The sequence below is a fragment of the Acinetobacter sp. V91_7 genome (genome assembly GCF_031799075.1).
Classification (GTDB): domain Bacteria; phylum Pseudomonadota; class Gammaproteobacteria; order Pseudomonadales; family Moraxellaceae; genus Acinetobacter; species Acinetobacter calcoaceticus.
In genome coordinates this window covers 76,997-90,984 of sequence record NZ_JAVQNT010000035.1, presented here as the reverse complement: position 1 = coordinate 90,984, position 13,988 = coordinate 76,997, and the positions used below count along the sequence as shown (strand labels likewise).

Here is a 13,988-nt window from a genome sequence, read left to right as displayed (position 1 = left end):
TCCTAAAATTGTTTGTTCTGTGAGTACTGCACAAGCATCAACTTTTGATTATTTCAGCAGCTCTTCATTGAAATATTGCTTTTTTAATAAGTTCATCATGTCCCGATTGTCATGCTGCCAAGGGTGAAAATCTGCGGAGAAAAAGTCGAGATAATGTCTGCCAATCCGTCTAACTAAACCTTGTTTTCCAAACAAATAACGAAGACCTTGATAAAGTTCTTTTAAATCTCGTTGTTTGCCCGAAGCTCTTAACAGTTCGGTTGTTCCTCTGGTGGTAATGACAAGAAAAGAAAGCGTGGTTTCTATCATGACCAATCGCAAGAAATAAGGTCTATTGACCAAAGACTGATACACATCAAAAGCTACAGCTTTATGTTCGGTTTCCTCAATCGAATGCCATGCCCAGATTTTTCTGACATGAGTATTAAACAACTCTAAATCTTGAGGCGCGGTACTAATAAAATAGTCAGCTAGAATTGCTGTGAGGTGTTCCATACATACCGTGCAAGCAAGCTGATGAGCTGTAGAGAATTGCTCTTGCATCAAGCGATTCATCTTTTTAAAGCGCTTATAAATTCGGTCTACGGGATAACCCTTTTTCAGCATGACAGCATTGAGCACGTCATGTTCTTTACCATGATGTGCTTCTTGACCAATAAAGGCACGGACTTGTTTAAGCAGAACAGGATCTTCAATTTTTGCCTGATAATTACGCACACTATGAATAAATTGACGTTCACCATCTGGAAATGCGCTCGATAATGCAGTCAACAACATTGTAAGTAAGGCATTGTTATCAAACCAGAACTCAGGGATTTCATCTGGAAAAGTAAAATCCATTGTTCTTACAGGAATATCAATTGAAGCCGAGATTTTAGAAAAATCTTGTGTTTGTTTTGACTTAAAGAACGCATTCATCTTTATTCTCCAGTTATAAAACGCGAGGATTAAATTGGCGCAATAAAAATAACGGCGTGCGTAGACGAGGTATTTGAATTGGAGGAATTAACCCACCCGATAAATCAACTCGATGCAATCTTGCCTCAATGACTTTACCTAGTCCCATATCATGTAAAGGATCATTTTCAGTACCCGTAAAACGTAAGTTCATTTCTACACGACGGACTTCAAGTGGGTGTTCTTTCGGGGTAAATCGAACCTCACGTGGTAGACCAAGGCCCAACCCACCTGTGATATTACGATGTGGTAGCCCTAAAATTGGAGGTGCATCATCAATGACTTCACCAAGCTTAGCTTCCATTTCAATGAGTGTTGTACCGCGGCGTGAGGCATTGCTAACAATACGTTTGCCGTCATTTTCCCAACTAATCTCACCCATCTTTTTAGGATAGCCAAGCAACTCACGACCAATAATCATGGCGCGATCATCGTCCAAAATCATCCAAGGACAAAAGATTCCTGTTTTATTGCCTACTTTAATATGAACGAATAAACCCGCTTCATGGTAAGCACCCGTATAGACATTTTCAGGGAAATAAGCACAGAACAAATCAGCTCTTGCAGGTTGAACCAGTGTCATTCCAGAGGGTAACCAACGAGCCATCGCTTTTTCATCCACTTCAACAACAGCCGTCAAATACTGCGCATTGTGGTACAGCTTATTGCCAAGATTGGCTAAGCCCACTGGAACACTTAAATCATTGATGAGTTGTCTCATGATTTTAATCTCGAAAATACTTGTTTCAGAATTGGGAGCAAGATGATGCGCGGGGTATAACGTCCCCCAAAAGTTTGCGCCTGCGCAATAAAACCGGGAATCACAATACGGCGATTGCAATCCATGCCTTGAATCGCTTCTTTAGCTACTCGTTCTGCTGTTACCCAAACAAAATTGCCACCGACTCCATCAATTTTGGTAATTCCAGCAACTTCATTAAAACCTGTTTTAGTAGGACCCGGAGCAAGTAAAGTACAGGTCACGCCTGTACCGCTTAGTTCGCTATGCAAAGACTCTGCAAATGAGTTTGCAAATGCTTTAGTTGCCGCATATGTGGCATTTGCCGGAGTGGGTTGATGACCAGAAGTAGAGCCTACAATCAGTATTGCTCCAGATTTTCGTTTGAGCATTTGTGGCAACACGGCTAAAGTCAGGTCATGAATTGCCACACTATTGACTTCGACTTCTTCACGCTCTCGATCTGCATCTAAGTCTTGAAGTCGTCCAAAAGTAGCAAAACCTGCGTTATTACAAAGAATGGAAACTTCGATACTTTCTAAATAGTGACGAAACTTAGCTCTAGCTTGTCTATCTCCCAAATCACATGGATATAAATCTACAGATATTTGATATTCAGCTTTTAGTTTTTCAGCCAGTGCTTCTAATTTTTCGACACGGCGAGCGACTAAAACTAAGGAATAGCCTCGTAAAGCGAACTGTTTTGCTAACTCTTCACCAATGCCCGATGAAGCACCTGTAATCACAACGCGAGATGAGGCTCGTGGAATAGGTAGGCTCATAATTCTTGCTCAAAATAGAATAAATTGATTATTTCGAAGTTTTAACTTGAGCGTGAGATGTAGATCAGACATACTGATAATCATTTTCGGCCACAACAAAAAAAGAATATGAAGGATCCTTATGGGCTATCCAAAGCCAGCATTCCTATTTCTTATGCTCATTTATTATTAGAAATTATGGTAGACAAAGGGTTTTCTGCGCTTGAGATTTTGAAAAAAAGTAAAATTCCCTTAACACTTTTAGACCAATTAGACGCCCGAATTACCCCAATGCAATGGTCTAAACTGGCGTGGGAAAGCTTAATATTGTCAAAAGATTCTGGCTTGGGATATGAATATGGAATAAAACTGCGTTTAACTGCCCATGGCCCAATGGGATATGCCTTAATGAGCAGCCCAAACTTACGACAGGCTATTGAGGTTTCAACACAATTTTTTAATATGCGATTAAAAGATTATCGGATTGCCCTGCTAGAAGAGCATGAATTTTCTATTATTGAAATTAAAGAAACTCACCCTGTTGTAAGTAATCAGCCTGCTCAAGCTGAAACGCTTAGACGGTTTTTTTATGAATGTTTGATGTTTGGCGTGATTCAAGCTGGTCAATTTTTGAGAGAGCATGATTTAGCTGATATTGAGCTATCGGTAGACTGGTCAGAACCTAGCTATCACAAAGCTTATCAACACCTCTTACCTACTATTCATTTTAATCAACCGACTAATCAAATTCGGTATAAAAAACAGCTTCTAGATTTACCTATTAAGATGGCAGATCCAATTGCTTTCAAACAAGCTCTAGCCCAATGTGAAGCTGAGCAACTCCGCTTTTCCGAACAAATTAAAGATATATGCTTGACCGTAAAAGCAGAGTTAAATTTAAAACCACAACTGGGTTACCCCACTTTTGATGAAATTGCTGATCGCTTAAATATGTCGAGTCGAACACTGAGGCGCCACTTAAGCCAAGTCGGCTCTTCATATGCGCAATTATTAGAAGAAGCACAACAAAAAGAAGCTGAAAACTTATTACTTAATAGTGATATGGAAATACAAGAGATTGCGCTTTATCTAGGCTATATACAGCCTACAAATTTCACACGGGCTTTCAAAAAATGGACAGGAATGACACCAATCCAATTTCGTAAAAGAACAGAATAGCTTAACTTTTTGAGCATTATTTAAATCTAAAAACACTACAAATGGTTGGAGAGTAATTGAATATTTTAATTACTCGACTATTTGTAGTGTTTTTATAAAAGGTTATAGAGCTAAATGATTCATCCGCTCTAACTCACGAATTAAACCAGAGTGATCAAGCTCGCCGTCTCCAGCTCCAACCATGTTTTGAAATAATTGATTGACCAATTCAGCAATCGGTAAATTCAACTCTAGTGATTTGGCATAGGTAATGGCTGTATCTATATCTTTGTATTGGGTTCGAGCAGTGCCTCCCGGTTTGAAATTTCGCGTTAATATCCGTTCGCCATGTTGTTGTAAAATTGGAGAGTCAGCAAAACCACCTGTTAATGCTTGTTTCAATTTCACGGGGTCAGCCCCTGCTTTACTCGCAAGCAATAAGCCCTCACTTACTGTTGCAATAGTGGTTGCCACAATCATTTGATTGACTAATTTAGCAAGCTCACCACAGCCAGCAGCACCTACTAAAATTGGTCGGCCCATCGCTTTTAAAATAGTCTCTGCCTGTGTGAAGGTAGCAAGTTCACCCCCTACCATAATGGCTAAACTGGCATTTTGGGCACCTTTTTCTCCACCAGAGACTGGAGCATCTAAATATCTCAGCGATAGCTCTTTGCATTTTTCACTTTGCTTTTGTGCAACTTCAACGGGTATAGAACTCATAACAATCACGGTGCTTTCAGGTTTTAGCTGCGAAACTGCACAATGTTCTTTAAACAAAATATCATCACAAGTTTTTCCATCACTGAGCATGCAAATCAGAAACTCTACATCTTTTCCAACTTGCTCGAGTTGACTGCAAACTTCTGCACCAGCCTGTTTTAAAGAATCTGCTTTAGATGCGGTTCTATTCCAGACCTTAACGTGATGGCCTGCTTTTAATAAATTCAATGCCATTGGCATTCCCATAATGCCTATACCAACAAATCCGATGGTCGCCATTATTTCAACTCCGTAGCAGTTCGAACTTTGAATTGTTGTTGCTCTGCTTTTAAGCTATTTGATTTTAACTTTGCCAATAGAAGCAATCCTAAACCACCCATCGCCACAAATCCTGCAATTGTCAGGAATGCGACCGTATAGGTTCCTGTGGTTGTATATAAATATCCTGTTAAATACGGACCAGTAAAACCACTTAAGTTGCCGACTGAGTTAATTAACCCAATTCCCGCTGCTGCTCCCACACCTGTTAAAGTCTGACCGGGAATGGTCCAGAAAATATTAATTGCACTAAACACGCCAATCGCAAGAAAAATAAAACCGACAATAATTGCCCAAGGTTGATTCACAATTAAGGCAATAGCAATTGCAGAAGCAGCCATGAGTGCGGCACAAGCACCATGTTTATAACGTTCTTGTTTACGGTCAGAACGGCGGCTCCATAAAACCATCCCGACAGCTGCAAATGCATATGGAATTGCAGTGAGTAACCCATTTTGAACTAGGCTTATTTGCATACCAAATGTGTTACGGAATGACTCTAAAACACTTGGTAAGAAGAAGAACATTGCATTTGAACCAGACGTAATGCCAAAGTAAACAACTGCCATAATCCAAACCAATGGGTTTTTAAACACTTGTTTAATCATTTCTTTTTTTGTTAAAGCGGCTTCTGTAGATTGTTCTTTTTCTCTTTCTTCGCGCTCTAAAGTGGTCATTAACCATTGACGCTGTTCAGCTGTTAACCACTGAGCTTCTTTAGGATTATTGGTTAAATATTTTAGACAGATTAATCCTAAAATAATTGAAGGAATACCTTCAAGAATATACATCAAACGCCAGCCTTCATAGCCAATGGTATTTCCCCATTGCATAAGGCCTACCGAAATTGGCGCCCCAATAATTTGAGCAATTGGCAACCCAAGATAGAACGTGGCAAAAACACGAGCACGATATTTTGCAGGAAACCATAATGTTAAATAAAAGATAACACCCGGAAAGAAACCCGCTTCGGCAATACCGAGCAAAAACCGTAAAACTATAAACTGTGTGCCACTATGGATGAATCCCATGAGTCCAGCAATAATGCCCCAAGTAATCATGATTCGGGCAATCCAGATACGTGCCCCAAACCGATGCAGTAAAATATTACTCGGCACCTCTGCAATAAAATAACCAAGGAAAAATACGCCCGCACCCAAACCAAAAATGGTTTGAGTAATTCCAATGGCATCATTCATATGTAGTGCAGCAAAACCAATATTGGTTCTGTCTAGAAATGCCATAATAAATAAAATAATGAGAAACGGGATAATTCGACTCGAAACACGTTTAATTGTCTGCTCTTCGAGAGCAGTTACATTCTTGATATCTTCCATAATAACTCTCACATCAACTGGCGATCACTGCCATTAATTTTGGGTATCTTCTATATGTGCCTGAATGACGCTTTCAAAATTCTCATCTGCCTGGAAACCTAAAGATTCGGCATATTCAGCTTTCACTTGAATAGGCCAACTTTGGACAATACGTTGAATGGTTTTATCTTCTTGCCATTGCACTAAATCAGCGGCTTGTTTGCCTGCAACTTTTTCAAGTGCTTCAAGCATTTGTTTAACAGTGACAGTTAATCCCGGTAAGGGAATAATCCGATTATCTTGAAGTACATCTGTCGAAATTGTGGCGGCCTTAATCATCGATTCAACGCAGCGCCGTGGTGAAGTAATAAAAACGGGTGTATCTGACTGTACTGGGCAAACTGCTGTTTCCCCTTTTAGCGGTTCACGAATGATTGAGCTAAAAAAGGTAGAAGCTGCTTTATTTGGTTTACCGGGACGAACCACAATGGTCGGTAACCTTAAAATGCGTCCATCAATAAAGCCTTTTCTTGAATAATCCGAAACGAGCAACTCTCCTACCGCTTTTTGCATGCCGTAAGAAGACTTTGGCGTAACTACTGTCTCGTCTGTCACCACCTCTGGCAATTGACCGCCAAATACAGCGCAACCACTAGCAAAAATGACGCGAGGCCGTGTCTGTTTTTTTCTTAATTCTTCTAATAAATTTAAGAGTCCATAGAGGTTAACGTCCATTCCTAAATCAAAATCAGCCTCCGCTGCTGAACTCACCACGGCTGCCAAGTGCCATACCACATCAATATTGTCTGTAATATTTTCAACAGTAGTTTTATCGGTAATATCACCTACAATGACTTCAATTTTTGGGTCTTGCGGTAAATCTTCACCAGCAAATGCATCAAAAAGAATAATTTTATTGATCGGTTTAGGTTGACCGCCATCTAAAGCTAAGCTACCGGTTTTTAAAATCTCTTTCGCAATTTGTTTTCCAATAAAACCAGTTCCGCCAGTGATTAGTACATTCATACAGGGATCCTTTCCTAATTTTTATTCACTTAAAAATTTTTTAATCATCGTGAATTAAACGATAAGGAGTCCTTGTAATAATTTCCAATGAATAATTTCTAAATATTGATAACTTTTTAATATCAGTTTTATAAGGATATCGCCCAGAAATAACCTGCTATTTTTTCTTATTTTTTTAAATAAAAGCCCCAAATACTTTTATGATTTAGGGCTTGTTGATTTACTTACGTTTCGCATTTTTAAGTAAGATATTAATAAACGCAGCTGCAATATCAGAAACTGGCTCATCTTTACGTGTCAATATTCCATAATCTTGGGCATCTAAAATTAAATCCGTTTCTAAAATCTGCAATTGCCCTTCTTTTACCTGATCAACCACCATCGCTTCTGGCAACATTCCGACCATGGGCGCACCTTTTAATATCTGCAAAAAAGTTTGCATAGACATTGTGTTCACCGTATTTAAAGGTATTTTGACTTTTGCTCGGGCAAATGCACCTTCCATGCGCTCTCGAATTGGGGTGCCTTTAGGGTAAAGTACCCACGGCCAGTTGAGTAATTCTTCTAAGGTACAGAATTTTTTTTGAGCACATGGATGCTCACTATTCACAACAATACAAAACGGCTCTGGTCCTAAAGGTTGAAAATCAAAAAACTGGCTTTGGGTGACATCGGTAAAACGGCCTATGGCTAAATCTAAAGTGTGTTCGCTTAACATTTCCATTAAATGGTCACTGGTTTGCTCAACAACATCTATAGAAAGTAGCGGCCATTTTTTCTTAATTTCAATAATTGAGTTGGGAATCACCACTGCGGTTGCTGCAAAGATACCGCCTACTTTTAAAAAACCATGACCACCCAATCGTAAAATCTCAATATCCTCAACAAAATGCTTTGCATCATTCAAAACACGCTGTGCATATCGAATCACGTGCTCGCCCAAAGCAGTTACTGGCATATTTCGAGGCAACCGCTCAAAAACAGGAAAGCCAAGCAAGCTTTCAATTTCTTTTAGCATTTTACTCACCGCAGGTTGGCTTAGATTCATCTGCTCGGCAGCCAAATGCATATTATTGGTTCGAGCCAAAGTCTCCAACAAAACCAAATGTTTGAATTTTAACCAATTATTTAAGCTTGAATACGTCAAATCAGCCATTTATAAAAATCCTTTTCGATAACTATTCGTTATTAATAATTAAATTATTACGATTGGTGTTTATTAAATAAGAAACATATCATGATTTCAAATAAAAGAAGGATGCTTTAAATGAACGTTACTTTAAATTCCCAGAACTCATTACCAGATGATGCTACCCAAGGATGTTTAATTGGCCGAGCATGGATTCCAAATCAAATTTCTGGCCCATCTCCTATTATTTTAAAAGGTGATCAGGTTTTTGATATTTCAGAAAAGTTCAATACGATTTCCGAGTTGGTCGAACACCCAGATCCTTTAAAAACCTTATCTGAAATTGAAGGAAGATTAGTTGGTTCAATTGATGAATTATTTGCAAATACAGTGGCTGAACCAGATACAAATAAAGCATATTTTTTAGCCCCAATTGATTTGCAAGTGATTAAAGCGGCTGGTGTCACTTTTGCAGCAAGCATGTTAGAGCGAGTGATTGAAGAACAAGCTGGTGGTGATGCACAAAAAGCTCAGTCCATCCGTGAAGTTGTACAGAATGTAATTGGTGATAATTTAAAAACAATCGAACCAGGTTCAGAAAAAGCACTACAACTGAAAGAATATTTAATTGAACAAAACATGTGGTCTCAATATCTTGAAGTGGGTATTGGAATAGATGCAGAAATTTTTACCAAAGCACCTGTTTTAGCTGCTGTGGGGACGGGTCAAAATATTGGTATTCACCCGAAGTCTGAGTGGAATAATCCAGAACCTGAAGTCGTATTGGTTGCAAATAGCCACGGTAAAATTTTAGGGGCAACTTTAGGCAATGACGTTAATTTACGAGACTTTGAAGGCCGTAGTGCTTTGCTCTTAAGTAAAGCCAAAGATAACAATGCCTCTTGTGCAATTGGCCCATTTATTCGCCTTTTTGACCATACATTTAGTCTAGATGATATCCGCGCTTGCGATGTTGAATTGCAGATTCATGGTACAGATAACTTTGTACTGAACGGCATTAGCTCTATGTCACAAATCAGCCGTGACCCAGAAGATTTAATCCAGCAAACACTCAATGAAAATCATCAATATCCGGACGGTTTTGTGTTGTTCTTGGGAACTCTATTTGCACCTACTCAAGATCGGGAACAAGCTGGCGCAGGGTTTACTCATAAGGTCGGCGATGTCGTCCGTATTCATTCACCAAAACTCGGCACTCTATACAACACGGTCATGACCAGCGACAAAGCCACACCGTGGAATTTTGGAATAAATGCTTTGATACGTAATTTAAAGCAACGTGAATTACTATAATTTTCACGTATTATCGATCAGTTGAATTGTAATATTCATCTCGTGAAAAAAATTAAATTTCAAAAAGTATGAGTGAAAGGATCTAAAAATGAATGATCAAGATAAACGGATTTTTTTACGTAGCCAAGAATGGTTTGATGATCCTACACATGCTGACATGACAGCGCTCTATGTTGAACGTTATATGAATTATGGGTTGACCCGTGCCGAGTTACAGTCGGGTCGCCCTATTATTGGAATTGCACAAACCGGTAGTGATTTGACCCCGTGCAACCGTCATCACAAAGAACTTGCTGAACGAGTTAAAGCAGGTATTCGTGATGCTGGTGGTATTCCGATGGAGTTTCCGGTTCACCCAATTGCAGAACAGTCGCGCCGTCCGACTGCTGCACTCGACCGGAACTTAGCTTATTTAGGTTTAGTTGAAATATTGCATGGTTATCCGCTTGATGGTGTGGTGCTAACAACGGGCTGTGATAAAACCACACCTGCCTGTTTAATGGCAGCCGCGACTACAGATTTACCTGCCATTGTTTTATCCGGTGGTCCAATGCTAGATGGCCATTTCAAAGGCGAGTTAATTGGCTCAGGTACAGTGCTCTGGCATGCACGCAATTTACTCGCAACAGGTGAAATTGACTATGAAGGCTTCATGGAAATGACGACTTCGGCATCACCTTCGGTTGGCCATTGCAACACCATGGGAACTGCACTTTCAATGAATGCCTTGGCAGAAGCTTTGGGAATGTCATTACCTACATGTGCAAGCATTCCTGCGCCGTATCGCGAGCGTGGGCAGATGGCTTATATGACAGGAAAAAGAATTTGCGAAATGGTTTTAGAAGACTTACGCCCATCTAAAATCATGAATAAACAATCATTTGAAAATGCTATTACTGTGGCATCTGCCTTGGGAGCTTCTAGCAACTGCCCTCCTCATTTAATTGCAATTGCTCGCCATATGGGCATTGAGCTGAGCTTGGAAGACTGGCAACGCGTGGGAGAAAATATTCCATTAATTGTGAACTGTATGCCTGCAGGTAAATATTTGGGTGAAGGTTTTCACCGCGCTGGCGGTGTTCCAGCTGTTATGCATGAATTACAAAAATCAGGTGTTTTACATGAAGACTGTGCATCGGTCAGCGGTAAAACAATAGGTGAAATTGCTAAAAATGCAAAAACCTCAAATGCAGATGTCATTTTCCCATATGAACAACCACTTAAACATGGCGCGGGTTTTATTGTGCTTAGCGGCAATTTCTTTGACAGCGCCATTATGAAAATGTCTGTGGTTGGAGAAGCATTTAAGAAAACGTATTTATCTGACCCAAATAGTGAAAATAGTTTTGAAGCAAAAGCAATTGTGTTTGAAGGTCCCGAAGACTATCACGCACGAATTAATGACCCAGCTTTAGAAATTGATGAACGTTGTATTTTGGTGATTCGAGGTGCAGGTACGGTCGGTTATCCGGGCAGTGCCGAAGTTGTCAACATGGCTCCACCAGCTGAGTTAATTAAAAAAGGAATTGACTCGCTGCCTTGCTTGGGAGATGGCCGTCAAAGTGGGACATCTGCCAGCCCTTCTATTTTAAATATGTCACCCGAAGCAGCTGTGGGTGGTGGAATTGCTTTATTAAAAACCAATGACCGCTTACGCGTTGATCTTAATAATCGTTCAGTGAATGTACTTATTTCTGATGAGGAGTTAGAAAAACGCCGCCAAGAATGGAAACCCACTGTCTCTGCATCTCAAACCCCTTGGCAAGAAATGTATCGCAACATGGTAGGTCAACTATCTACTGGTGGTTGTTTAGAGCCAGCAACTTTATACATGCGTGTAGTCAACCAAAATAATCTTCCAAGACACTCTCATTAATTTTCAGGATATTCGTTATGACCATCATTGGACACAACTTTATTGGCGGTTCACGCAGTGCACAAAGTGCAAACTTATTAAAAAGTGTGAATGCAACAACTGGCGAATCTCTGACTTTTGAGTTTCACCATGCAACCGAGCAAGAGGTCAATCAGGCCTGTGAAGCAGCTAGTCAAGCTTTTAAAACCTATCGCCACACTTCACCTGAACAGCGTGCAATCTTTTTAGAAAACATTGCTGATGAACTCGATGCTTTGGGTACAGACTTTCTAGAAATTGTCTCACAAGAAACAGCTTTGCCACTTGCACGTTTGCAAGGTGAGCGTGGCCGTACCAGTGGACAAATGCGTTTGTTTGCCAAAGTGCTGCGTCGTGGAAATTTCTTAGGTGCCCGTATTGATACCGCTTTGCCAGAGCGTCAGCCTTTACCTCGTCCAGACCTGCGCCAGATTAAAATTGGTGTTGGACCTGTTGCAGTATTTGGTGCAAGTAACTTTCCATTGGCCTTTTCAACCGCTGGTGGTGACACTGCTTCTGCGCTCGCCGCAGGCTGTTCGGTTGTGGTGAAAGCCCATAGCGGACATATGGCGACAGCAGACTTTGTGGCTCAGGCAATTGAACGTGCAGTAGAAAAATCAAATATGCCTAAAGGTGTATTTAACATGATTTATGGTAATGGCGTGGGTGAACCACTGGTTAAGCATCCCTTAATTCAAGCAGTTGGATTTACCGGTTCACTCCGTGGCGGTCGCGCTTTATGTGACATGGCAGCAGCCCGTCCACAACCCATTCCGGTCTTTGCTGAAATGAGCAGTATTAACCCAATGCTAATGTTACCCGAAGCTTTAAAAAGCCGTGGTGAAAAAATTGCACAGGATCTGGCAGATTCTGTCGTTCTAGGTTGTGGTCAGTTCTGTACCAATCCGGGTTTAATCTTGGGAATTAAATCAGCCGAGTTTACTCAGCTCATTACTAACCTGACCAATATTATGGGCGGCAAACCTGCTCAAACCATGCTGAATGCCGGAACCTTAAAAAGCTACGCGGCAGGTCTTGAGCATTTAACCGAGCATCAAGGCATTGAACACTTGGCAGGCCAAACCCAGCAAGGTAATCAGGCACAGCCACAATTGTTTAAAGCTGATGTTGAGCTTTTACTGGCGGGTGACCAACTTTTACAAGAAGAAATCTTTGGGCCAGCAACTGTCATCATTGAAGTGGCAGATAAAGCACAGCTCCTTCAAGCCTTACAAAGCATGAATGGTCAGCTTACAGCGACTTTAATTGCCGACGAAGCCGATTTAACCGAGTTTGCAGATGTGGTTCCGGTACTCGAAGAAAAAGCTGGTCGTTTGCTTTTAAATGGTTATCCAACGGGTGTAGAAGTCTGTGATGCAATGGTACATGGCGGACCGTATCCTGCGACTTCAGATGCAAGAGGCACCTCGGTTGGAACCTTAGCAATCGACCGTTACTTACGTCCAGTGTGTTACCAGAACTATCCACAAAGTTTATTGCCGGAAGCCTTAAAAGACAGCAATCCGTTGCAGATTTTAAGGCTGGTTAATGGCGAAATGACCAAAGATACTCTATAAACTTAATCAAAATTTATATGAGACTTACTATAATTTCCTGACGTTTAAAAGAATAAAAGCCCTCTATTAGATAGAGGGCTTTATGTATAAAGCATTAATCATTTAAGACAAGAATTCTTTAATCGTCTCTTGCATACTGGTAGTGGCACGACCAATTAACTGATGTAGATCTTTGCTATCACTATACAAGCCGCCTTTAGATACGCCTTCATCTGAATCTGCCAAGATGCCAGCAAACCCTTCTGGTATACCCAATTGTACCAAGAGTGCTTTATATTCCTCTTCTGGTAGGTCTTGGTAAATTACTTCTTTTTTACTAATTTCACTTGCCCATTTTGCAACATCATCAAGGGTATAACTCGTATCACCTGCTAGTTCATAAACTTTATTTTCATGTCCTTCTTTCGTTAATACCACAGCGGCAGCAGTTGCATAGTCTAAGCGTGAAGCAGATGCTATTTTGCCATGATGCGTTGCCCCAAAAATTTTGCCATGCTCAACTGCTTGCACAAGCCCCATTGCATAGTTTTCGTTGTACCAGTTATTACGTAATAGCGTATATGGGATATCCGATTTTTTTAAATATTTTTCAGTTTCAACATGTTCTTGTGCTAATAGAAGTGGTGATGTATCTGCGTTTAATAAACTTGTGTAAACAATAAATTTTACGTCTGCACGCTTTGCCGCATTAATCACATTTTGATGTTGTACTGTACGTTGACCAATTTCATTTGACGAGATTAATAAAAGCTTATCAATACCAGCCAATTGTGCTGAAAGTTTATCTGCATCTTGAACATAATCAAAAGCACGAACCTCTACCCCTTTTGTGCTTAAGTCTGCTGCTTTTTCAGGGCTGCGGACTAATGCCACAATATTTTTTGCTTCAGTCCGTTCGAGTAATTGAGAAATAACCAATTGGCCGAGTTGACCTGATGCACCAGTAACTGCAATACGCATGATGATCTCCATCTGATGTAGTTGATATCTTTCAATCATCGTAGTACCTTAACTTACTAAAAGTAAGTACTTACCTAAAAGTAAGTTTAGAAACAAATGTAGACTTTTGTAATTAA

General features: G+C 40.3%; 12 protein-coding genes. 4 read left to right on the top strand and 8 right to left on the bottom strand.

Going from position 1 to position 13,988, the window contains the following annotated elements; translation table 11 throughout:
• Positions 1-48: 48 nt before the first annotated feature.
• From RMB03_RS10885 to RMB03_RS10875, 3 genes are read right to left on the bottom strand one after another with little or no spacing between them, the layout of a single operon-like run.
• Positions 49-918 (bottom strand): metal-dependent hydrolase, encoded by an 870-nt coding sequence (locus RMB03_RS10885; protein WP_311076057.1) that lies wholly within the window; start codon positions 916-918, stop codon positions 49-51.
• 13 nt (positions 919-931) lie between these two features.
• Positions 932-1,678, bottom strand: a complete 747-nt coding sequence (locus RMB03_RS10880) for an acetoacetate decarboxylase family protein (protein WP_045431675.1) — start codon at positions 1,676-1,678, stop codon at positions 932-934.
• On the bottom strand, positions 1,675-2,478 hold the full coding sequence (locus RMB03_RS10875; RefSeq protein WP_311076053.1) for an SDR family oxidoreductase: 804 nt from the start codon (positions 2,476-2,478) through the stop codon (positions 1,675-1,677). Before RMB03_RS10875 ends, RMB03_RS10880 begins: the two co-directional genes overlap by 4 nt.
• Positions 2,479-2,586: 108 nt before the next feature.
• Between RMB03_RS10875 and RMB03_RS10870 the strand changes: the two genes are divergently transcribed.
• Positions 2,587-3,636: an AraC family transcriptional regulator ligand-binding domain-containing protein gene (locus RMB03_RS10870; protein ID WP_311076050.1), complete on the top strand. Its 1,050-nt coding sequence runs from the start codon at positions 2,587-2,589 to the stop codon at positions 3,634-3,636.
• Positions 3,637-3,738: 102 nt separating this feature from the next.
• Here the strand turns inward: RMB03_RS10870 and RMB03_RS10865 are convergent, their stop codons facing one another.
• The 4 genes from RMB03_RS10865 to RMB03_RS10850 all read right to left on the bottom strand — a co-directional run bounded on the left by RMB03_RS10865 (position 3,739) and on the right by RMB03_RS10850 (position 8,154).
• A complete protein-coding gene (locus tag RMB03_RS10865) occupies positions 3,739-4,617 on the bottom strand; it encodes an NAD(P)-dependent oxidoreductase (RefSeq protein WP_311076048.1) in 879 nt (292 codons plus the stop codon).
• Positions 4,617-5,993, bottom strand: coding sequence for an MFS transporter (locus RMB03_RS10860; RefSeq protein ID WP_132069630.1), 1,377 nt, complete (start codon positions 5,991-5,993; stop codon positions 4,617-4,619). Before RMB03_RS10860 ends, RMB03_RS10865 begins: the two co-directional genes overlap by 1 nt.
• A 33-nt stretch (positions 5,994-6,026) precedes the next feature.
• Positions 6,027-6,998, bottom strand: coding sequence for a D-erythronate dehydrogenase (gene denD / locus RMB03_RS10855; RefSeq protein ID WP_132069628.1), 972 nt, complete (start codon positions 6,996-6,998; stop codon positions 6,027-6,029).
• Between the two features lie 220 nt (positions 6,999-7,218).
• Positions 7,219-8,154 carry a LysR family transcriptional regulator gene (locus tag RMB03_RS10850; RefSeq protein WP_311076043.1) on the bottom strand — a complete coding sequence of 312 codons (936 nt, stop codon included), beginning with the start codon at positions 8,152-8,154 and terminating at the stop codon, positions 7,219-7,221.
• Positions 8,155-8,265: 111 nt separating this feature from the next.
• Here RMB03_RS10850 and RMB03_RS10845 point away from each other — a divergent pair, with 111 nt between their 5' ends.
• The 3 genes from RMB03_RS10845 to RMB03_RS10835 all read left to right on the top strand — a co-directional run bounded on the left by RMB03_RS10845 (position 8,266) and on the right by RMB03_RS10835 (position 12,912).
• Complete coding sequence (locus RMB03_RS10845; protein ID WP_311076041.1) at positions 8,266-9,441, top strand: fumarylacetoacetate hydrolase family protein; 1,176 nt, start codon at positions 8,266-8,268, stop codon at positions 9,439-9,441.
• An 88-nt stretch (positions 9,442-9,529) separates the two neighbouring features.
• On the top strand, positions 9,530-11,317 hold the full coding sequence (locus RMB03_RS10840; RefSeq protein WP_311076039.1) for an IlvD/Edd family dehydratase: 1,788 nt from the start codon (positions 9,530-9,532) through the stop codon (positions 11,315-11,317).
• Positions 11,318-11,334: 17 nt separating this feature from the next.
• Positions 11,335-12,912, top strand: a complete 1,578-nt coding sequence (locus RMB03_RS10835; protein ID WP_311076037.1) for an aldehyde dehydrogenase (NADP(+)) — start codon at positions 11,335-11,337, stop codon at positions 12,910-12,912.
• A 102-nt stretch (positions 12,913-13,014) separates the two neighbouring features.
• On the opposite strand, the gene RMB03_RS10830 is transcribed toward RMB03_RS10835, so the two are convergent.
• Positions 13,015-13,872, bottom strand: a complete 858-nt coding sequence (locus tag RMB03_RS10830) for an SDR family oxidoreductase (protein WP_311076035.1) — start codon at positions 13,870-13,872, stop codon at positions 13,015-13,017.
• Positions 13,873-13,988 lie beyond the last annotated feature (116 nt).

Excerpts from the sequence above, each read along its gene's own strand:
- RMB03_RS10835 (WP_311076037.1), top strand. The coding sequence starts at position 11,335 with ATGACCATCATTGGACACAACTTTATTGGCGGTTCACGCAGTGCACAA.
- RMB03_RS10830 (WP_311076035.1), bottom strand. The coding sequence starts at position 13,872 with ATGCGTATTGCAGTTACTGGTGCATCAGGTCAACTCGGCCAATTGGTT.
- RMB03_RS10865 (WP_311076048.1), bottom strand. The coding sequence starts at position 4,617 with ATGGCGACCATCGGATTTGTTGGTATAGGCATTATGGGAATGCCAATG.
- RMB03_RS10860 (WP_132069630.1), bottom strand. The coding sequence starts at position 5,993 with ATGGAAGATATCAAGAATGTAACTGCTCTCGAAGAGCAGACAATTAAA.
- RMB03_RS10845 (WP_311076041.1), top strand. The coding sequence starts at position 8,266 with ATGAACGTTACTTTAAATTCCCAGAACTCATTACCAGATGATGCTACC.
- RMB03_RS10885 (WP_311076057.1), bottom strand. The coding sequence starts at position 918 with ATGAATGCGTTCTTTAAGTCAAAACAAACACAAGATTTTTCTAAAATC.
- RMB03_RS10880 (WP_045431675.1), bottom strand. The coding sequence starts at position 1,678 with ATGAGACAACTCATCAATGATTTAAGTGTTCCAGTGGGCTTAGCCAAT.
- RMB03_RS10870 (WP_311076050.1), top strand. The coding sequence starts at position 2,587 with ATGAAGGATCCTTATGGGCTATCCAAAGCCAGCATTCCTATTTCTTAT.
- RMB03_RS10875 (WP_311076053.1), bottom strand. The coding sequence starts at position 2,478 with ATGAGCCTACCTATTCCACGAGCCTCATCTCGCGTTGTGATTACAGGT.
- denD (WP_132069628.1), bottom strand. The coding sequence starts at position 6,998 with ATGAATGTACTAATCACTGGCGGAACTGGTTTTATTGGAAAACAAATT.
- RMB03_RS10850 (WP_311076043.1), bottom strand. The coding sequence starts at position 8,154 with ATGGCTGATTTGACGTATTCAAGCTTAAATAATTGGTTAAAATTCAAA.
- RMB03_RS10840 (WP_311076039.1), top strand. The coding sequence starts at position 9,530 with ATGAATGATCAAGATAAACGGATTTTTTTACGTAGCCAAGAATGGTTT.